Here is a 19,903-nt window from a genome sequence, read left to right as displayed (position 1 = left end):
CGGAGGAAGAATGACTGCCTCGCACACGCAACCCGCGCTGCCGGACATGAAGGTTTCGGTCCGGCAGGTGTTCGGCATCGACGTGGATCTCGACGTGCCGGCCTATGCCGAGCCGGACGAGTACGTGCCGGAGGTCGACCCCGACTACCTGTTCGACCGCCCGACCACCCTCGCCATCCTCGCCGGCTTCGCCCACAACCGGCGCGTCATGGTCACCGGCTATCACGGCACCGGCAAGTCGAGCCATATCGAGCAGGTCGCGGCCCGCCTCAACTGGCCCTGCGTGCGCGTCAACCTCGACAGCCACATCAGCCGCATCGACCTGATCGGCAAGGACGCGATCGTCGTGAAGGATGGCCTGCAGGTCACCGAGTTCCGCGACGGCATCCTGCCCTGGGCCTACCAGAACAACGTCGCGCTGGTGTTCGACGAGTACGACGCGGGCCGCCCGGACGTGATGTTCGTGATCCAGCGCGTGCTGGAGAGCTCGGGCCGGCTGACGCTGCTCGACCAGAACCGCGTCATCCGCCCGCACGGCGCGTTCCGCCTGTTCGCCACCGCCAACACGATCGGCCTCGGCGACACGACGGGCCTCTATCACGGCACGCAGCAGATCAACCAGGCGCAGATGGACCGCTGGTCCATCGTCACCTCGCTGAACTACCTGGCGCACGACAAGGAGGTCGACATCGTCGTCTCCAAGGCCAAGCAGATGCAGACGCCGGAAGGCCGCGACACGGTCTCGCGCATGGTGCGCCTCGCCGACCTCACCCGCCAGGCCTTCGTCAATGGCGACCTGTCGACGGTGATGAGCCCGCGCACCGTGATCACCTGGGCGGAGAACGCCGAGATCTTCCAGGACCTCGCCTTCTCCTTCCGCGTGACCTTCCTCAACAAGTGCGACGAGCTGGAGCGCCCGCTGGTGGCGGAGTTCTACCAGCGCTGCTTCGGCAAGGAACTGGCCGAATCCGCCGTCAACGTCGTGCTGTCCTGACCCGGCGCCCGCGCCCTCTCCCGGCACGTGAACGGCCGGGCAGAGGGACGGGGCGGCGCGGCGCGCATGCCGGCCTCCGGCACGGCGGGCCGCCATGCCCCGCCGGAACGGAAATTCGAGACGCCCTCCCCCGCCCGGGGGAGGTGACGCCACAGACAAGGCGACTGCCATGACCACCTCGAACCGCCCGACGCGTACACCGCCCAAGGAGGCCCCGACCGAGCCGCTCAAGCGCGCCGTCACCGGCTGCCTGCGCGCCATCGCCGGCGACCGCGAGATCGAGGTCACCTACGGCTCCGAGCGTCCCGGCTTCGCGGACGGGCGCGCCCGCCTGCCCGAGCCAGGCCGGCGCATGTCCAAGCAGGACGCGGCGGTGATGCGCGGCCACGCCGATTCCATGGCGCTGCGCCTCGCCTGCCACGACCCCAAGGTGCACCGCCGGCTGGTGCCGCAGGGCCAGACCGCCCGCGCCGCCTTCGAGGCCGCCGAGCAGACCCGCTGCGAGGCGCTCGGCGCGCTGCGCATGGACGGGGTCGCGCTCAACCTCTCGGCCATGCTGGAGGACCGCTACCAGAAGGCCAATTTCGCCAATCTCGCCGACCGCTCCGACGCGCCGATCGAGCACGCGCTCTCGCTCATGCTGCGCGAGCGCATGACCGGCATGGCCCCGCCGGCGGCCGCGCGCGAGCTGGTGAACCTCTGGCGCGGCTTCGTCGAGGAGCGCGGCGGCGCGGCGCTGGACGAGCTCGCCGGCTCGGCCGACGACCAGTCCCGCTTCGCCGAGGCGATGCGCGACCTTCTCTCCTCGCTCGGCATGGGCGAGGACATCGCCCCGTTCGACGAGAACAACGACCCCTCCACCGACGCCGACGACCGCCAGGACGAGGATTCCGGGCAGGGCAGCGAGGCGGACCAGGAGGACAGCTCGGAAGGCACCACCGAGGTCGACACCGACCTTTCCTCCGACCAGACGCCGGAGGAGAGCGAGGAGCAGCAGGAGCAGCCCAGCTCCGAGCTGGCGGACGACACCGAGCTCGGCGAATCCGACGAATCCTCCGAGCCCTGGCGCCCGCAGAACGCGGTGCCCAGCGAGCCGCGCCCACCCGAATACCACCCCTTCACCCCTCGCTTCGACGAGACGGTGAACGCGGACGAGCTGTGCGACCCGGAGGAGCTGGCGCGGCTGCGCGCCTATCTCGACAAGCAGCTTGTGCACCTGCAGGGCATCGTCGCGCGCCTCGCCAACCGGCTGCAGCGCCGGCTGATGGCGCAGCAGAGCCGCGGCTGGGAGTTCGACCTCGAGGAGGGCATGCTCGACCCCGCGCGCCTGCACCGCGTCATCCTCGACCCCATGCAGCCGCTCTCCTTCAAGCGCGAGCGCGACACCGACTTCCGCGACACGGTGGTGACGCTGCTGCTCGACAATTCCGGCTCGATGCGCGGGCGCCCGATCACGGTCGCCGCCGCCTGCGCGGACATTCTGGCGCGCACGCTGGAGCGCTGCGGGGTGAAGGTCGAGATCCTCGGCTTCACCACCAAGGCCTGGAAGGGTGGGCAGGCGCGCGAGGCGTGGCTCTCCTCCGGCAAGCCGGGCTCGCCCGGCCGCCTGAACGACCTGCGCCACATCATCTACAAGGCCGCCGACGCCCCCTGGCGCCGGGCGCGGCGCAATCTCGGCCTGATGATGCGCGAGGGCCTGCTGAAGGAGAACATCGACGGCGAGGCGCTGGACTGGGCGCATAACCGCCTGCTGGCGCGCAATGAATCGCGCCGCATCCTGATGATGATCTCCGACGGCGCGCCGGTGGACGATTCCACCCTCTCGGTGAACCCGGGCAACTATCTCGAGCGCCACCTGCGCTGGGTGATCCAGCAGATCGAGGACAAGTCCCCGGTCGAGCTGATCGCCATCGGCATCGGCCATGACGTGACGCGCTACTACAAGCGCGCGGTCACCATCGTCGACGCCGAGGAGCTGGGCGGTGCCATGACCGAGAAGCTGGCCGAGCTGTTCGACGAGCGCACCCGTGGCGACAAGGGCGGCAAGGAGATGGCCGGACGGCCCTCGCGTCCCAGCCCCGGCATCCGCCTCGCGGGCTCCGGCGCCGGCGCTTCGGGTGCAGGCGCGACGCCGATCCCCACGCGCCGCGTGCACTGAGCGGGGCGAGCCGGCCTGAAGAGAGGCCGGCTTAAGCTCCGGGCGAGAGGTGGCGTCCGGGAAGACGCAGGCGATGCGCTCGCCTGCCTTTGCGGGATCGCCGCTTTTCGATGGGCATCCGCGCGGGTGTCGGCCGCCGTGGCCTAGGCCTTCTCAGCCCGGCGAAGACATGCCCGCCGCAATCGCCCGTAGCCCCCTTGAACGGCGGGCGCGCACCCCCATATAGGCTTCAACCCGCCAGAAAGGGCTTTCGGCATGTTGGCGCTTCGTCAGCGCCTCGCCGATCGGACCGGGGTCAGGACGGATGTACTCCGGCCACGGTCTTTCCCTCCGGTCGCGTGACGAGCGGCCGGCTTCTGGCGGTGCTCTTTCTTTGGAACGAGCCGGGGCGTACCGAAAGGTGCGCCCTTTTTCTTTGCCTGTCCTCCGGCGGCCGAGGCGAGGCCATCGCCGCGCGAGCGGGAGGCGCCGCCCGCCGGAACGGGCGGCCCCGATCACACGCCGAAGGTCGCGCGCTTCTCGCTGATCTCGTCCTCGGGGAACGGGCCGGGGCCGGGATCGTCCGGCAGGTGCGGCGCGGCGACCACCGGCTGGGCCAGCGGCACCGAACGGTGCGCAGCGGCCGGGGACGGCACCGGCGCGGGGGTGTCGATTGGCTTGGGCACCGGATCGGCCGCCGGCGGAGTCTTCAGCGGCGCGGGGTCGAAGGCGGCGGCATCGGCGGCCGCGCTCTCCACCTCGTTCTTGATCTCCTTGGCCGCACGGCTCTCCAGCGCGGCGGCAATCGCCGCCTTCACCCGGTCGGCCTCGTTCTCCAGCAGCGGGGTCGCCGCCACGCCCGGCGGCAGCCGCCACTCGAAGGCGTCGAGCTTGCCGGTCACCGGCGACACCGGGCCCCAGTTCTCCGCCACCACGCCGTCGGCGACCCAGGCCGGGTCGCGCGGCGCGCGCACCGCACGCGCGGTCCATTCGCGCGCCTTGCCGACATCGCCGTTCTCCGCCGCCTCCAGCTCCGCCATCAGCAGGCAGGTGCGCTGCGACGGCTCGCCCAGCAGAGGGCCGAGCGAGGTGCGCGCGACGTCGAACTCCTGCGCGTCGAGCGCGGCTCGGGCGAGCGCCAACGCGCTCTCGGCATGGGCCGGCATGCGCGCGGTCAGGGTGCGCATGCGCTTCAGCCGCTCGCGCGAGGAGTCGCCCGGCCGCAGATGCAGATAGGCGTCGGCGAGGTCGGGGTGCGGCGTCGCCGCATAGGCGGTCTCCAGCACCTTGGCGGCCTTGCGCGTGTCGCCATTGGCGCCGAGCAGGCGGCCGGCGACCTCGGCCGCGGGCACCAGAGTCGGCGCGAGGCGGGTCGCCTCCACCGCCTTCTCGCGCGCCACCGCCGGATCGGCCAGTTCGAGTGCCTGCGCCTGCGCCGCCAGCAGCACGGCACGGCGGCGGCGATGCGCGGCGCGGTCGAGCCCGCCATGGGCGGCCTCGCGCTCCAGCACCGCCAGCGCGCCGGCGAAGTCGCCGGCATGGCAGCGCGCCTCGATCACCGCATCCGCCGCCCAGGCGAGACCGGGCTCATAGCGGGCGGCTTCCTCCGCCGCCATCAGCGCCGCATTGGCGTCGCCGCGCCGGCGCGCCTCGACATGCAGGCCGCGCAGGCCGAGCATCCGGGTCGAGGTGGTCTCGGTCATGGCGCGGAAGGTCGCCTCGGCGCCGGCGGCGTCGCCGGAGAGCTGCGCCGCCTGCGCGGTCAGCAGGTGCGTCAGCGGCTCCTGGCCGAGCAGGCGCTGGGCGTCGTTGGCCGCGCGCTTGGCGCCGAGCGTGTCGCCCGAGCCGACCGCGACCAGCCCGCGCGAGATCGCCGCCCAGCCCCGGTTGCGGCGGCGCTGGCGGTAGGAGCCGGCGATCATGTCCGGCGAGCGCACGATCAGCCGCAGCAGCGACCACAGCAGGATCACCGCCGCGACCAGCACGAGGAGGCCGCTCGCGGCCACCAGCACGCTGGTCTCGATGTGCCAGCCCTGCCAGTCCATGGCAATGGTGCCCGGGCGGTCGGCGAGCCAGGCGACGCCGAAGGCGATCCCGGCGAGGATCAGCAGATAGACGACGAGCCGGATCATTGCGCACCTCCCGCCAGCGAGCCGAGAATTCGGTGGTTGAGCGCGGCGATTTTGCCGAGCGCCTCCTGCCGTGCCTCCACCGTCGCGACCACCTTGCCTGCGGCGGCGCGGGTGTCCTCCGGCAGCGCGTGGAGGGCGGTCAGCGCCGCCTCGTAGTCGCCGCGCGTCAGCGCCGCCTCGGCGGTGGCGAGCGTGGGCGGCGCGGCATCGGTGTGGCGCACCGCGACGAGGCCCTGCGCGCTTTTCATCAGCCGGTCGATCACCCCATCATCGGGCGAGGCCGCCGGCGCCGCGCCCTCGGCGGGTGCGGGGGCGGTCGCCTGCTTCAGCTCGGCCGCGAGCGCGCGGCCGCCGGGAAAGCCGCTCGCCGCCATGGGCTTGAGCGGGTCGAGCGCGCTCGCCTCGTCGCCGAGCAGCGACTGCGCGACGCTCAGTTCGCTGGCGAAGGGATGGTTGGCGACGAGCGCGTCCTGCAGCGCGTCGAGCGCGAGAAGCTGGGCCGGGCCGCGCTCGCCGGCCGCCTGGGCGGTGGAAAGGGCGGAAAGGCGTTGCTCCAGCGTGTCGACGCGGGCATTGGCCGCGGCGAGGTCATCGGGCGAGGCGGCCGGCGCCGGGGCGGGCATCGCCTCGACGCTCTTCTGGAGCGAGGCCAGACGGTCGCTCAGCTCCGACAGGCCGGCCGGCGGCGCGGGCGGCGCGTCGACCTTCTTGCCGAGCGCGTCGAGCCCGGCCTCGAGCTCGTCGAGCCGCGAGGCGAACTCGGCAGGCACGGCGCCGCCGTTGCCGGACGGGGCCGCGTTTTCCTTGGCCTCGATCGCCTCGACCCGCTGGCGCAGGTCGAGCGCGCGCGCCTCGAGCTCGGTGATGGCATCGACGTTCTGGCTGGCGCCGTAGAAGGTGGATGCCACCGCGAAGGCGAAAGCGCCGCCGATCAAGCCGGCGACCAGCGCCGCGATCGACACGCCGACGAGGCCGAGCTGGCGGCGCGGCGGCGGGGCGACGGGAGGCGTCGCGGGTTCGGAGGGACCGTCCCCGGAGCCGCCGTCGCCCGGCGCGGAAGCCGTGTCCGGCGCATCCGGTGCCGGCGTCTCGGGCTCGGCGGCGACCACCGTCTCGTCCTTCGGGTCGGCCTTGGCGGGCGTCTCGTCGAGGTCGAGGACCGGCACCTTGCCGGGAGCGCCGTGCGGGGCCGTCCCCTCGGGGGCGGTCTCCCCGGACGCCGTCTGCGGCGACGCGGATTCTCCGGAGATGGGCGCGCCTGCGGGCGGAACCTCGTCCTCCGGTGCCTTGGGACCGGCCGACTTCACCTCAGTGGCGGCGAGGTCGAGCGTCGGCGGCGGGCGGCGGCGCGATTTGCCCGCGCCTTTCTTTCCGCCATCGTTCTTCGGCTCGAATGTCGGATCGTCAGTCGCCACGTGCATACCTCTGGAACATAAAGCGCGGGCCGGGTCGTGGTTCCCGGGATAGACCGGGGGGCAGCCGGCCGCAACCTCGGAGGACCCCATGCTTCATCGCTTCAGCAGCGCGAACAACCCCTCTTCGCTCGGTGTCGCTGCGATACGGGTACGCCATCCGGCGGAGCGGAGCGGTGCGGCGACCCCCGCCGAGAAGCACAGATGCTCCACTTCGGCCAGCCGCGCGGCCACCCCCGCCTCATGCGCGCGCTCGGCCAGCGTCGCCGCCGTACGTGGGGAAAAGTGGAACGCCGCCCCCACCTGCCCGCCCTCGATCGCGGCAATGGTGGCCGGCGCCAGCGCCCTCGCTGGCACCGCGCGATAGATCACGAACAGACCGACATCGATCCCCGCCTCCGCGAGCTCGGCGCCGAGATCGACCGCCCGGTCCTCGCCTGCCACATGCAGCAGCCGGGCGCCGGGGGGCAGCTCCGCCCGCAGCAGCTCGGCCAGTGCCGCCCCGCTGCCGCCCGCCACGCGGGTCGCCGCGAAGCCGGCCGGCGCGGCCGCCGCCGTGCGCCGGCCGACCGCGTAGAGCGGCAGCGCGCGCAGCCCGGCGAGCTCGGCCCGCCCGGCCAGCAGCCGCGCCCCGTTCACGCTGGTCAGCGCCACCGCGTCGAAACGCCCCTCCGGCAGGCTCGTGCCGGGCAATGGCTCGACCACCAGCATCGGGTCGACCACGGCCGCGAATCCGGCCGCCCGCAGCCGGCCGGCCGTCGCCTCGGCGTCGGGCGCCGGGCGGGTGACCAGCACGCGGGCAGCGGGCGCCATGGCGCTCAGCCGCCGATCAGACCGGGCGGCACCATGGCGCGCAGCTCGCGCCCCGCGGCGATGCCCAGCTCCAGCGCCCGGTTCACCGGCCCGTGGCGGACGATCTCGAAATACTGCTCGCCATCGGGCGAGAGCACGACACCGCGGAAATGGATCTCCTCGCCGTCGACCTCGGCGAGGCCTGCGATGGGCGTGCGGCAGGAGCCGTCCATCTCGCCGAGGAAGGCACGCTCGACGCGCAGCGCCAGCCCCGTCACCGGGCAGACCGCCTTCACCAGCAGCGCGTCGACCTCGATGTCGCCGAAGCGCGATTCGATGGCGATCGCCCCCTGCCCGACCGCGGGCAGGAAGTCGTCGGTGCCGAGAATCGCGCTCGCCTTGTCGGCGATGCCGAGCCGCTCCAGCCCGGTGAGCGCGAGCAGCGTCGCGTCGAACTCGCCACGCTCGAGCTTGCCAAGGCGCGTCTGCACGTTGCCGCGCATCAGCCCGATCTCGAGGTCCGGCCGCAGCCGGCGGAGCTGGGCGGCGCGGCGCAGCGAGGCGGTGCCCACCTTCGCTCCCTGGGGCAGGTCGTCGAGACCGCCGCCATCGCGGCTCACAAGGCAGTCGCGCACCTCGCCGCGCGGCAGGTAGCCGACGATGTGCAGCCCGTCCGGCAGCCGCGTCTCCATGTCCTTGGCCGAGTGCACGGCAAGGTCGATGCGCCGGTCGAGCAGCGCCTCCTCGATCTCCTTGATGAACAGCCCCTTGCCGCCCGCCTCGGATAGGGCGCGGTCGGTGAGGGCGTCGCCCGTGGTGCGGATGGTGACGATCTCGATCGCCTCCGGCTCCCAGCCATGCGCCTTGAGCAGCGCGTCGCGCACCGCTTCGGCCTGCCAGAGGGCGAGAATGCTGCCGCGCGTGCCGAGGCGGAGCTTCGGCGAGGCGGAAGGATCGGAAGGCGCGGAGGAAGGGGACGATTGCGTCATTGGGCCCTGCGATGCTAGCGGTTCACGGGGCGAAAAAACGCCGTCCGGCATCCGGAAGTCAATGCGCGATCTTCTTCTTCTCGGCATCGAGACCACCTGCGACGAAACCGCCGCCGCGATCGTGCGCCGCCGCGCCGATGGCACCGGCACGATTCTGTCCAATATCGTGCTGTCGCAGACCGACGATCACGCGGCCTATGGCGGCGTGGTGCCGGAGATCGCCGCGCGCGCTCATGTCGAGGTTCTCGACCATGTGATCGAGCGCGCGCTGCGCTCCTCCGGCGTCAAGCTGGTCGAGCTCGACGCCATCGCCGCCGCCGCCGGCCCGGGCCTCATCGGCGGCGTCATCGTCGGGCTCACCACCGCCAAGGCGATGTCGCTCGCCGCGCGCAAGCCGCTGGTCGCGGTGAACCACCTCGAGGCGCACGCGCTGACGGCCCGGCTCACCGACGCCGTGCCCTTTCCCTTCCTGCTGCTGCTGGTCTCGGGCGGGCACACCCAGCTCGTCGCCGTCACCGGCGTGGGCGAATACCACAAGCTCGGCGGCACCATCGACGATGCCATCGGCGAAGCCTTCGACAAGACCGCCAAGATGCTCGGCCTGCCCTACCCGGGCGGCCCGGCGGTGGAGCGCGCCGCGCTGCGGGGCGATGCCTCGCGCTTCCACCTGCCGCGCCCGCTGATGGGCAGGCCGACGCCGGACTTCTCGCTCTCCGGGCTGAAGACCGCGGTGCGGCTGGAGGCGCTCGCCATCGCGCCGCTGCACGACCAGGACGTCAACGATTTGTGCGCCTCCTTCCAGGCGGCGGTGGTCGACGTGCTGGCCGACCGCGTGCGCTGCGCGCTGCGCAAGATGCGCGAGCACGGCATCAAGCCGAACGCGCTCGTGCTCGCCGGCGGCGTCGGCGCGAATCAGGTGGTGCGGCGCACGCTGCACAAGGTGGCGGCCGATGGCGGCACGCGGCTCGCCGTGCCCCCACCGGAGCTGTGCACCGACAATGGCGCGATGATCGCCTGGGCGGGCGCCGAGCGCCTCGCCCTCGGCCTGACCGACGAGCTCTCCTTCGCTCCGCGCGCGCGCTGGCCGCTCGACGAGGTCGAAGGCGCCGCGAGCCTCGACTGATGCCTCCCCCGCTCCAGCGCATCGGCGTGGCCGGGGCCGGCGCCTGGGGCACCGCGCTCGCCAATGCCGCCGCCCGCGCCGGGCGCGAGGTGGTTCTGTGGGGGCGCGACGACGGCGCCATCGCCGCCATGCGCGCCACGCGCGAGAACCGGCCCTACCTGCCCGGCGTCGCCCTCGCCGACGGCGTCGAGCCCACCGCCGACACCGAAGCGCTCACCACGTGCGACGCGGTGCTGCTGGTGGTGCCGGCGCAGGCGAGCCGCGCCGCCGCCGCCGAGCTGTGCCCGCATCTCGCGCCCGGCACCCCGCTCGTCACCTGCGCCAAGGGGATCGAGCGCGGCACCTCGCTGTTCATGACGCAGGTGCTGGCCGAGGCCTGCCCGCAGGCGCGCCCCGCCATCCTCTCCGGGCCGAGCTTCGCCGCCGACGTCGCCGCCGGCCTGCCGACCGCGGTGACGCTGGCGGCGCACGAGCCGGGCCTTGCCGAGGCGCTCGCCGCCGCGCTCGGCTCGTCCTCGTTCCGGCTCTATCACAGCGACGACGTGCGCGGCGTCGAGATCGGCGGCGCGGCCAAGAACGTGCTCGCCATCGCCGCCGGCATCGTCGGCGGGCGCGCGCTCGGCGCCAGCGCGGCGGCCGCCCTCATCGCCCGCGGCTTCGCCGAGCTCGCCCGCTTCGGCCGCGCCTTCGGCGCCCGGCCGGAGACGCTGGCCGGCCTGTCGGGCCTCGGCGACCTCATCCTCACCTGCTCGACCGCGCAGTCGCGCAACTACGCCCTCGGCCTCTCGCTCGGGCGCGAGGGCGGGCTCCACCCCGCCGGCAAGCTCGCCGAAGGCGCGCTGACCGCCCGCGTGCTCGTGGCGATGGCGCAGGCGCAGGGCGTGGAAATGCCGATCGCGGCGGCGGTCGAGGCGGTGCTCGCGGGGCACTGGAACGTGGATCAGGCGATCGGGTCGCTGCTGGCCCGGCCGCAAAAGGCGGAACTGTGAAAATGGCGCACTGGCTCTACAAGTCCGAACCCTTCAAATGGTCCTGGGCGCAGCAGGTCGCCGCCGGCGCCAAGGGCACGCACTGGGACGGGGTGCGCAACCACCTCGCCAAGCAGCAGCTTCAGGCGATGAAGACCGGCGACCACGGCTTCTTCTACCACTCCAACGAAGGCAAGGAGATCGTCGGCATCGTCGAGGTGATCAGGGAAGCCTATCCCGACCCCTCCGACGCCTCGGGCAAGTTCGTGATGGTCGACCTCAAGGCGGTCGCGCCGCTGGTCAAGCCGGTCTCGCTCGCCGCCATCAGGGGCGAGCCGCGCCTCTCCGAGATGGCGCTGATGAAATATTCCCGCCTCTCGGTGCAGCCGGTCACCGACGAGGAATGGGCGATCGTGCTCGAAATGGCCGGCGGCATCTCCGGCCTCGCTCCATGACGCGGCGCGCGGCCGCCGACCCGGCCGCCTTCATCCGCGCCGAGACGCGCCCGCTCGCCGTGCCGCTGGTGCCGGAGATCACGCTGCAGCTCGCGGTCGAATCGCTGCCGATCTGGCAGCGCACCGAGGAGGAGCTGGGCGAGATCGGCCTGCCGCCGCCCTTCTGGGCCTTCGCCTGGGCCGGCGGGCAGGCGCTCGCCCGCCACGTCCTCGACCATCCCGACATCGTGCGCGGCCGGCGCGTGCTCGACTTCGCCGCCGGCTCCGGCCTCGTCGCCATCGCCGCCGGCCTCGCCGGGGCGCGCGCGGTCGAGGCCGCCGACATCGACCCGTTCGCGCAGGCGGCGATCGTCCTCAACGCGGCGCTGAACGGGGTGGAGGCGCCGCAGGTGCTGGCGCAGGACATCGTCGGCACCGACGCCGGCTGGGAAGTCGTCCTCGCCGGCGACATCGCCTATGAGCGCGATACGGCGCTGCGCGTCTTCGCCTGGCTGGAGAGCCTCGCCGCCCGCGGCGCGCAGGTATGGATCGGCGACCCCGCCCGCACCTATCTCCCGCGCGAGCGGCTGGAGAAGGTCGCCGATTACGGCGTGCCGGTCACCCGCGAGCTGGAGGATGAGGAGATCAAGCGCACCGCCGTCTGGCGCCCGCGCGCCCTTCCCTAGGGGCTACTACATACCGACCAAAGTCGCGCGCGCCCGATCCTTGTCGGGGCTAAGGTGCGTGCCCATAATCCCGCCGACACGCGCGAACGCCTCACGCATTCCGCAACGTCAATAAAAGCCTCGAGGGATGAAACGCCATGTCCGACAAAATCTATGACGTCCCCGCCGCGTGGGCGCAGCGCGCCTATCTCGACGACCACGGCTACAGGGCGAAGTACGAAGCTTCCGTGCGCGATCCCGAGGGGTTCTGGGCGGAAGAGGGCAAGCGCATCGACTGGTTCGAGCCCTACACCAGGGTGAAGAACACCTCCTACGACCCGGGCCACGTCTCCATCAAATGGTTCGAGGACGGCGTGACCAACGTCGCCTGGAACTGCATCGACCGCCATCTCGACACGCGCGGCGACCAGGTCGCGATCATCTGGGAGGGCGACGACCCTTCGGAATCGAGGCTCATCACCTATAACGAGCTGCACGATCAGGTTTGCCGCTTCGCCAACGTGCTGCGCAACCGCAACGTCGAGAAGGGCGACCGCGTCACCATCTACATGCCGATGATCCCCGAGGCGGCCTATGCGATGCTCGCCTGCGCGCGGCTCGGCGCCGTCCATTCGGTGGTGTTCGGCGGCTTCTCGCCGGACAGCCTCGCCGGGCGCATCCGCGACTGCGGCTCGCGCGTCATCATCACCGCGGATGAGGGCCTGCGCGGCGGGCGCAAGGTGCCGCTCAAGGCCAATGTCGACGCCGCCATCGCCAAGGCGCCCGACGCCGAGGTCGACCATGTGATCGTGGTGAAGCGCACCGGCGGCGCGGTCGACATGACCCCCGGCCGCGACGTCTGGTACCACGAGGCCGCCGACCTCGTGACCAGCGAATGCCCGGCCACGCCGATGAACGCGGAGGACCCGCTGTTCATCCTCTACACCTCGGGCTCGACCGGCAGCCCGAAGGGCGTGCTGCACACCACGGGCGGCTATCTCGTCTACGCCGCGATGACGCACCACTACGTGTTCGACTACCACGAGGGCGACGTCTACTGGTGCACCGCCGACATCGGCTGGGTCACCGGCCACAGCTACATCCTCTACGGCCCGCTCGCCAACGGCGCCACCACGCTGATGTTCGAGGGCGTGCCGAACTACCCGTCAAACTCCCGCTTCTGGGAGGTGATCGACAAGCACAAGGTCAACATCTTCTACACCGCCCCCACCGCCATCCGCGCGCTGATGCAGGGCGGCGACGCGCCAGTGCTGAAGACCTCGCGCGCCTCGCTGCGCCTGCTCGGCTCGGTCGGCGAGCCGATCAACCCGGAAGCGTGGGAATGGTACTACCGTGTGGTTGGCGAGGAGCGCTGCCCGGTGGTCGACACCTGGTGGCAGACCGAGACCGGCGGCATCCTCATCACCCCGCTGCCCGGCGCCACCCGGCTCAAGCCCGGCTCGGCGACACGCCCCTTCTTCGGCGTGATCCCGCAGGTGGTGGACGCGGAAGGCAACGTGCTGGAGGGCGCCTGCGAGGGCAATCTGGTGATCGCCGATTCCTGGCCCGGACAGATGCGCACGGTCTATGGCGACCATGAGCGCTTCATGCAGACCTATTTCTCCACCTATCCCGGCAAGTACTTCACCGGCGACGGCTGCCGGCGCGACGCCGACGGCTATTACTGGATCACCGGCCGCGTCGACGACGTCATCAACGTCTCCGGCCACCGCATGGGCACGGCCGAGGTGGAGAGCGCCCTCGTCGCCCATCCCAAAGTGTCCGAGGCCGCCGTCGTCGGCTACCCTCACGATATCAAGGGCCAGGGCATCTACGCCTATGTGACGCTGATGGCGGGCGTGGAGCCGACCGAGGAGCTGCGCAAGGAGCTGGTCGGCTGGGTGCGGCGCGAGATCGGCCCCATCGCCTCGCCCGACTTGATCCAGTTCGCCCCCGGCCTGCCCAAGACCCGCTCGGGCAAGATCATGCGCCGCATCCTGCGCAAGATCGCCGAGGACGAGTACGGTAATCTCGGCGACACCTCGACGCTGGCGGACCCGGCGGTGGTGCAGGACCTGATCTCGCAGCGCCAGAACAAGAAGCACGCCGAGGCGTGATTCCAGGCGGGCAGGCGTGATCTCCTTCGCGCCGGCCCGTCCTGCCTCCGGGAACCGGGACCGCGTTCGCGTGGCCCCGGCCCTTGGGGACCTTGAAGGCGATGGAGCGGCTCGCTCTCAATCGCCTCCACCGGGCACGACAGAGAACGTCACCCCCAAATCGGCCGGCATGGGCGCCGGGCATCCGTGCCCGGCCGCCCGTCATGTCGATTGAGAACCGCGCCGCGCGCGGCGACGGGGCGGGTGTCGGCCCGCCCCTTTCCCGTTAGCTCCGCACCAGGTCGCCCAGCAGGCTGGCCGCGACCGAGAGCTTCGACACGGACAGGCCAGAGCCGGCGATCTCGTGCACGCCGTTGCGCGCCCGCTCCACCGCCTCGCCGCGCGCCGCCGCCCAGGCCGCAACGCTCTCCGCGCCGGTGCCGTGCTCGGCGATCACCTCCGCCGTGAGCCGGCGCACCGCGATCTCGAAGGCGGCGAGCGCGCGCTCCAGCGCCAGCCGGTCGTAATAGTCGCTGACCGACAGGTTCTGCGCCGCGCCGAGGATCCGGTCGAGCCGGAAATGCAGCGCCAGCGCGAAGAAGGTCGCCGCCACCTCGGCCACCGGCGCCCGCGTGCGGTCGGCGATGATGACGATGTCGGTCGCGCTCGCCACCGCCGGCAGGCGGGCGATGCCGCGTGCCAGCGCTTCGGGCACGCCGGCATCGGTCCAGCGGGCGATCCGCGCGTCGCGCTCGGCCCGGGCCTCCTCCGGCAGCAGCTCGCGCACCACGCCGCTGAGCGCCTGCTCCACCGGCTCGATGCCGGCCGCGTAATGCGCCACCAGCGCATCGAGCCCCTCGCGCAGGTCCACATTGCGCAGGAACCACACGGTGCGGTCGAGCAGCACGTCCTGCACCGTGGCGTAGAGGTCGAGCTGAACGCCGCCCGGCACCGTGCCGTCCAGCGCGTCGATGGCCGCGTTCAGCGCGTCGAGGTCGAAGCTCTCGCGCGTCGCCGCGAACGCCTTGGCGATGGAGCCGACATCGGCCCCGGTCTCGTCGTTCAGCCGCGCGAGGAAGGCCGGCCCGCCATGGTTCAGCATGGCGTTGGACAGGCGCGTGGCGATGATGTCGCGCCGCAGCCGGTGGCCCTCGATCCCTTGCGGGAACCGGCTCGCCAGCTCGGGCGGGAAATAGGCGGTGAGCTCGCGGGCGAGATAGGGATCGTCCGGCACCGCCGTGTCGAGCAGGTCGGAATGGGCGGTCAGCTTGGCATAGGCGAGCAGCACCGCGAGCTCGGGCCGCGTCAGCCCCTCCCCGCGCCCGCGCCGCTCGTTCAGCTCGGCGTCGCTCGGCAGCGCCTCGACCACGCGGTCGAGCAGGCCCCGCGCCTCCAGCCGCTGCATCAGCCGCTGGTGGAAGCCGAGCTCGTCGAGCGCGCGCCGCTCCGCCAGCGAAAGGGCCAGCGTCTGCAGGTAGTTGTTGCGCAACACCAGCGCGGCAACCTCGTCGGTCATGGAGGCGAGGAAGGCCTTGCGGCTCTCCGCGTCCAGCCGCCCCTCGCGCACCGCCGGCACCAGCGCGATCTTGATGTTCACCTCGACATCGGAGGTGTTCACGCCGGCCGAATTGTCGATGGCGTCGGTGTTGAGTCTCACCCCGCGCCGCGCCGCCTCGATGCGCCCGCGCTGGGTGACGCCGAGATTGGCGCCCTCCCCGATCACCTTGGCCCGCACCTCGGTGCCGGCGATGCGGATCGGGTCATTGGCGCGGTCGCCGGCCTGCGCGTCGGTCTCGGACGAGGCGCGGATATAGGTGCCGATGCCGCCGAACCAAAGCAGGTCGGCGGGCGCGCGCAGGATCGCGCTCATCACCTCGGCGGGCGAGGCCGAGCTCCTGTCGAAGCCGAGCGCCTCGCGCACCGCCAGGCTCAGCGCGATGCTCTTGGCCGAGCGCGGAAACACCCCGCCGCCGGCCGAGATCAGCGACTTGTCGTAGTCCTGCCAGGAGGAGCGCGGCAGCGCGAACAGGCGCTGGCGCTCCTTGAGCGAGGCCACCGGATCGGGGTTCGGGTCGAGGAAGATGTCGCGATGGTCGAAGGCGGCGACGAGCTTGATGGTGTTCTCCAGCATCATGCCGTTGCCGAACACGTCGCCCGACATGTCGCCCACGCCCACCACGGTGAACGGGGTGACGCGGATGTCGACGTCCATCTCGCGGAAGTGCCGGCGCACCGCCTCCCAGGCGCCGCGCGCGGTGATGCCCATCGCCTTGTGGTCGTAGCCCACCGAGCCGCCCGAGGCGAAGGCGTCGCCGAGCCAGAAGTCGCGCTGCTGGGCGATGGCGTTGGCGGTGTCGGAGAAGGTCGCGGTGCCCTTGTCGGCGGCGACGACGAGATAGGGGTCGTCCTCGTCGTGGCGCTCGGTCTTGAGCGGATGCACGATCTCCGCGCCCTCGATATTGTCGGTCACGTCGAGCAGGCTGGAGATGAAGAGCTTGTAGGCCTCGGTGCCCTCGGCCTGGATCGCCTCGCGCGGTCCGGCCGGCAGTTGCTGGGGCACGAAGCCGCCCTTGGCGCCGACCGGCACGATGACCGCGTTCTTCACCTGCTGCGCCTTGACGAGGCCGAGCACCTCGGTGCGGAAGTCCTGCGGCCGGTCGGACCAGCGCAGCCCGCCGCGAGCCACCCGGCCGAAGCGCAGATGGATGCCCTCCACCCGCGGCGAATGCACGAAGATCTCGAACAGCGGCTGCGGCAGCGGCATGCCTTCGACCTTGTGCGAGACGAACTTGATCGCGATCGCGGGCTTGGGCCCGGCATCCTCGCCGGTCTGGTGGAAATTGGTACGCACCGCCGCCTCGATGAGGTTGGCGAAGCGACGCAGGATGCGGTCCTCGTCAAGGCTCTGCACATCGGCGAGCGCAGTCTCGATCTCCTCGCGGATCGCCGCCTCGCGCGCCGCGCGCTGCTGCTCGCGCCCCTCGCCGCCGCCGAGGTCGAAGCGGGCGTGGAACAGCGCCACCAACCGGTCGACGATGGCCGGGTGCGCGTTCAGCGTCGACCACAGATAGTCCTGGCTGAAGGGGATGCCGATCTGGCGCAGATAGCGCCCCAGAGTACGCAGCATCGCGATGTCGCGCCAGCCGAGCCGGGCGTTGAGCGCCAGCGCGTTGAAGCCGTCGCTCTCCGCCGTACCGCGGAGCACCGCCATCAGCGTGGCGTGCAGGCGCGATTCCAGCGCCTCGAGCTCGATCTCGCCGCCGCCACGGCGCGCCAGCACCATGTCGTGGACATAGACCGGGCTGCGGTCGCGGGCCGCGACGGTGAAGGTGCGCTCGTCGATGACGACGAAGCCCATCGCCTCCAGCATCGGCACCCGCTCGGACAGCAGGCGCGGCACGCCGTAGCTCAGCACCTTCAGCGCCGCGCGCTCGCGCCCGGCCAGCGAGTCCGGGCGGTGGAAGTCGGCCGCCACCGGGTTCTGCTCGCCCAGCCGCTCGATCAGGCGCAGATCCGCGACCGCCTCCTCGGCGGCGTAGCTGCTCTGGTAGCCGGGCGGGAACGCCTCGCCATAGCGCAGGCCGAGCGCGCTCGCCTGTTCGGCCGGGAAGACGAAGCGCAGCGCCTCGTTGAAGGCGTCGGTCCAGGTGTGGATGACTGCGGCCACCCCCTCCTCGAGCTGGGCGCGGCTCACCTCGGGCTCGCGCCCGCCGGTGCGCTCGATGATGAAATGCACCCGCGTCAGCGGCCCGTCCATGAACAGCGGGCGGAACATCGCCACCTGCCCGCCGAAGCTCTTCTCCAGCAGCGCGCCGATGCGCTCGCGCACCTCCGAGCCGTAACGGTCGCGCGGCACGAAAACGAGCACCGAGACGAAGCGGTCGAAGCGGTCGCGCCAGGCGAGCACGCGCACGCGCGGATGCTCGTCGAGCTGCAGGATGGCGAGCGCGTAGTGATAGAGCGGCTCCGGCTCGATCTGGAACAGGTCGTCGCGCGGGAAGCTCTCCAGCACCTTGACCAGCGCCCGGCCGGAATGGCTCTCCGGGGCGAAGCCGGCGCGCGCCAGCACCGCCGCCACCTTGCGCCCGAGCAGCGGGATGGTGCTGACCGAGCGCGTATAGGCGGTCGCGGTGAACAGCCCGGCGAGGCACAGCCCGCCGGTGATGTTGCCCGCGTCGTCGTAGCGCTTGATCACCACCACGTCGATCCAGGTGCGCCGGTGCACCACGGAGAAGGTGCGCGACTTGGTGACGATGAGCGGGCTCGGCTGCGCCAGCACGTCGGAGAGGTCGGCGCTGACCGCGCGCGGGTCGCTCGGCCGGCGGAACAGGCGGAACTCCTCGTCGGCGAGCAGGCCGAGCGCGTCGGTCATGCGGCGGTCGAAGCGGGTCGGCGGCTGCCCGGCCGCCGCCGTGCCGGCAGTGTCGTAGCTGCGGCAGCCGAGGAAGGTGAAATTGCCGGCGAGCAGCCATTCGAGGAAGGAGATCGCCTCCTCCACCTCCTCGCGCGGTACTGCGGCCGGCGCGTGGCCGAGATCGGCGACGGCGGCGCGCACCTGTTCCATCATCGGCTGCCAGGCGTCGACCGCCGCGCGCACCTGGGTCAGAGTGGCGGAAAGCTCGGCCACCAGCGCCTCGCGCCGGGCCTCGTCCTCGATGCGCGGCACATGGACGTGGATCAGGCTCTCGCGCCGCGTGCGCCCGGCGCCGGCATCGCCGACGCCATGCAGCTCGCCCGCCGCGTCGCGGTCGACGCCGAGGATCGGGTGGACCACCAGCGAGGCGGTCAGGCCCTGCGCGTTCAGCGCCGCCATCACCGAATCGAGCAGGAACGGCATGTCGTCGTTGACGATCTCGATCACGCTGACCTTGGCGAGCCGCTCCCCGTCCTTGACCGGCGCGGGCGGCTCGACGCGGATGTCGAACGCGCCGGGCCGGCGGCTCTTCAGATGGGCATAGGCGCGGCCGGCGAGGCTCGCCAGCTCGTGCGCCGTGTAGAGTCGCACATCCTCCGCCACGGCGCGGCCGAACAGCCGGCCGGCGAAGCGTGGCGGCACCTCGCCATCGGTCGCCTGGAGAATCAGGTCCGCCTGCTCGACGAGCTGGCGCGCGGCACGCTCGTCCTCGGTGGCGAGGAATCCTTCGACGCCCATGATTGTCCTCCCTTGCCGGTTCTCGGCATCCGTGCCGCCCATGGCAGCGGCCGGACTTATGGATGCATCCTATCCTGTCCACGCGATGACGGCATATCGCGCGTGTGCGACAGGGTCGCGGCGGCGCTGCACGGACACGATTCCTGCACACACGACAGGTCTGTTGCCGTGCGGTCACATGAACTGCGCGGCGCATGCGCCTTTTGACATCGATCAACCCCGCCCGTCCCGCCCGGTCGCAGGAATGTGTTCATGGCCGCTGTGGGGACGGGGGCCGCCTCAAAAGGTTCAGGGGACCACAATGTCGATCCGTCGTTTCACCCTTTCCGCCACCTGCGCGGCGCTCGTCGCGCTGCCGATGGCCGTCACCAGCGCCATGGCCGCGGACGTCGCCGCGCCGGCGCCGGCCTACAAGGCGCCCGAGCCGGTGGCCCAGCCGAGCCCGTGGCAGATCCGCGTGCGCGCGCTGGTGGTCATCCCGGAGGACAAGGGATCGGTGGACGGCATTTCCGGCTCGGATCTCGAATACTCGACCTCGGTCGTGCCCGAGCTCGACATCACCTACTTCTTCACCGAGAACTGGGCCGCCGAGCTGATCCTCGGCGTCACGCCGCACGACATCAACGGCGCCGGCTCGCTATCCGGGCTCGGCAAGATCGGCGAGGTTTGGCTGCTGCCGCCGACCCTCACCCTGCAGTATCACTTCACCGATTTCGGCGCCTTCAAGCCCTATGTCGGCGCGGGCGTGAACTACACCATCTTCTTCGACCAGAAGGCCGACAGCGCCGATTCGCTCGACGTGCACGACACCTGGGGCTTCGCCCTGCAGGCCGGCTTCGACTACATGCTGGACGAGCACTGGGGCGTCAACGTCGACGTCAAGAAGCTCTTCCTGCAGCCCGATTTCGACGTCACCGTCGCCGGCACCGCGCTGACCGGCAAGGCCGATCTCGATCCGTGGATCGTCGGCCTCGGCGTCACCTACCGCTTCTGAGCGTCGGGGGATCGA

13 protein-coding genes are annotated in these 19,903 nt (G+C 71.8%); 8 read left to right on the top strand and 5 right to left on the bottom strand.

Going from position 1 to position 19,903, the window contains the following annotated elements; genetic code table 11:
- Positions 1–10 precede the first annotated feature (10 nt).
- Positions 11–994 carry a cobaltochelatase subunit CobS gene (gene cobS, locus NVS83_RS16715; RefSeq protein WP_258734552.1) on the top strand — a complete coding sequence of 328 codons (984 nt, stop codon included), beginning with the start codon at positions 11–13 and terminating at the stop codon, positions 992–994.
- 169 nt (positions 995–1,163) lie between these two features.
- Positions 1,164–3,152: a cobaltochelatase subunit CobT gene (gene cobT / locus NVS83_RS16710; RefSeq protein WP_258740329.1), complete on the top strand. Its 1,989-nt coding sequence runs from the start codon at positions 1,164–1,166 to the stop codon at positions 3,150–3,152.
- A gap of 494 nt (positions 3,153–3,646) precedes the next feature.
- On the opposite strand, the gene NVS83_RS16705 is transcribed toward cobT, so the two are convergent.
- From NVS83_RS16705 to hemC, 4 genes are all read right to left on the bottom strand, one after another.
- On the bottom strand, positions 3,647–5,263 hold the full coding sequence (locus NVS83_RS16705; protein WP_258740328.1) for a heme biosynthesis protein HemY: 1,617 nt from the start codon (positions 5,261–5,263) through the stop codon (positions 3,647–3,649).
- Complete coding sequence (locus tag NVS83_RS16700; protein ID WP_258740327.1) at positions 5,260–6,678, bottom strand: hypothetical protein; 1,419 nt, start codon at positions 6,676–6,678, stop codon at positions 5,260–5,262. Before NVS83_RS16700 ends, NVS83_RS16705 begins: the two co-directional genes overlap by 4 nt.
- Before the next feature lie 93 nt (positions 6,679–6,771).
- Complete coding sequence (locus tag NVS83_RS16695) at positions 6,772–7,488, bottom strand: uroporphyrinogen-III synthase (protein WP_258740326.1); 717 nt, start codon at positions 7,486–7,488, stop codon at positions 6,772–6,774.
- Positions 7,489–7,493: 5 nt separating this feature from the next.
- Positions 7,494–8,456: a hydroxymethylbilane synthase gene (gene hemC, locus NVS83_RS16690; RefSeq protein ID WP_258740325.1), complete on the bottom strand. Its 963-nt coding sequence runs from the start codon at positions 8,454–8,456 to the stop codon at positions 7,494–7,496.
- A 61-nt stretch (positions 8,457–8,517) separates the two neighbouring features.
- Here hemC and tsaD point away from each other — a divergent pair, with 61 nt between their 5' ends.
- From tsaD to acs, 5 genes are all read left to right on the top strand, one after another.
- On the top strand, positions 8,518–9,579 hold the full coding sequence (tsaD, locus tag NVS83_RS16685) for a tRNA (adenosine(37)-N6)-threonylcarbamoyltransferase complex transferase subunit TsaD (protein ID WP_258740324.1): 1,062 nt from the start codon (positions 8,518–8,520) through the stop codon (positions 9,577–9,579).
- Entirely contained in the window at positions 9,579–10,568 is a 990-nt protein-coding gene (locus NVS83_RS16680) for an NAD(P)H-dependent glycerol-3-phosphate dehydrogenase (RefSeq protein ID WP_258740323.1), read from the top strand. The genes tsaD and NVS83_RS16680 overlap by 1 nt, the downstream gene beginning before the upstream one ends.
- Before the next feature lie 2 nt (positions 10,569–10,570).
- Positions 10,571–11,002 (top strand): EVE domain-containing protein, encoded by a 432-nt coding sequence (locus tag NVS83_RS16675; RefSeq protein WP_258740322.1) that lies wholly within the window; start codon positions 10,571–10,573, stop codon positions 11,000–11,002.
- Positions 10,999–11,667, top strand: coding sequence for a class I SAM-dependent methyltransferase (locus NVS83_RS16670; RefSeq protein ID WP_258740321.1), 669 nt, complete (start codon positions 10,999–11,001; stop codon positions 11,665–11,667). Before NVS83_RS16675 ends, NVS83_RS16670 begins: the two co-directional genes overlap by 4 nt.
- 137 nt (positions 11,668–11,804) lie before the next feature.
- Positions 11,805–13,763, top strand: coding sequence for an acetate--CoA ligase (gene acs, locus NVS83_RS16665; protein WP_258740320.1), 1,959 nt, complete (start codon positions 11,805–11,807; stop codon positions 13,761–13,763).
- A gap of 265 nt (positions 13,764–14,028) precedes the next feature.
- Here the strand turns inward: acs and NVS83_RS16660 are convergent, their stop codons facing one another.
- Entirely contained in the window at positions 14,029–18,894 is a 4,866-nt protein-coding gene (locus tag NVS83_RS16660) for an NAD-glutamate dehydrogenase (RefSeq protein WP_258740319.1), read from the bottom strand.
- 307 nt (positions 18,895–19,201) lie between these two features.
- Between NVS83_RS16660 and NVS83_RS16655 the strand changes: the two genes are divergently transcribed.
- A complete protein-coding gene (locus NVS83_RS16655; protein WP_374115082.1) occupies positions 19,202–19,888 on the top strand; it encodes an OmpW/AlkL family protein in 687 nt (228 codons plus the stop codon).
- Positions 19,889–19,903: the final 15 nt, after the last annotated feature.

Source organism: Ancylobacter mangrovi, assembly GCF_024752335.1.
GTDB lineage: Bacteria > Pseudomonadota > Alphaproteobacteria > Rhizobiales > Xanthobacteraceae > Ancylobacter > Ancylobacter mangrovi.
The sequence above is the reverse complement of the archived record's forward strand: the minus strand, read 5'-3'. Positions and strand labels throughout refer to the sequence as shown.

Bases quoted from the DNA above. Each gene is read 5' to 3' on its own strand.
- cobT (WP_258740329.1), top strand. From the start codon at position 1,164: ATGACCACCTCGAACCGCCCGACGCGTACACCGCCCAAGGAGGCCCCG.
- NVS83_RS16670 (WP_258740321.1), top strand. From the start codon at position 10,999: ATGACGCGGCGCGCGGCCGCCGACCCGGCCGCCTTCATCCGCGCCGAG.
- hemC (WP_258740325.1), bottom strand. From the start codon at position 8,456: ATGACGCAATCGTCCCCTTCCTCCGCGCCTTCCGATCCTTCCGCCTCG.
- cobS (WP_258734552.1), top strand. From the start codon at position 11: ATGACTGCCTCGCACACGCAACCCGCGCTGCCGGACATGAAGGTTTCG.
- NVS83_RS16660 (WP_258740319.1), bottom strand. From the start codon at position 18,894: ATGGGCGTCGAAGGATTCCTCGCCACCGAGGACGAGCGTGCCGCGCGC.
- NVS83_RS16705 (WP_258740328.1), bottom strand. From the start codon at position 5,263: ATGATCCGGCTCGTCGTCTATCTGCTGATCCTCGCCGGGATCGCCTTC.
- NVS83_RS16675 (WP_258740322.1), top strand. From the start codon at position 10,571: ATGGCGCACTGGCTCTACAAGTCCGAACCCTTCAAATGGTCCTGGGCG.
- NVS83_RS16680 (WP_258740323.1), top strand. From the start codon at position 9,579: ATGCCTCCCCCGCTCCAGCGCATCGGCGTGGCCGGGGCCGGCGCCTGG.
- acs (WP_258740320.1), top strand. From the start codon at position 11,805: ATGTCCGACAAAATCTATGACGTCCCCGCCGCGTGGGCGCAGCGCGCC.
- NVS83_RS16695 (WP_258740326.1), bottom strand. From the start codon at position 7,488: ATGGCGCCCGCTGCCCGCGTGCTGGTCACCCGCCCGGCGCCCGACGCC.
- tsaD (WP_258740324.1), top strand. From the start codon at position 8,518: ATGCGCGATCTTCTTCTTCTCGGCATCGAGACCACCTGCGACGAAACC.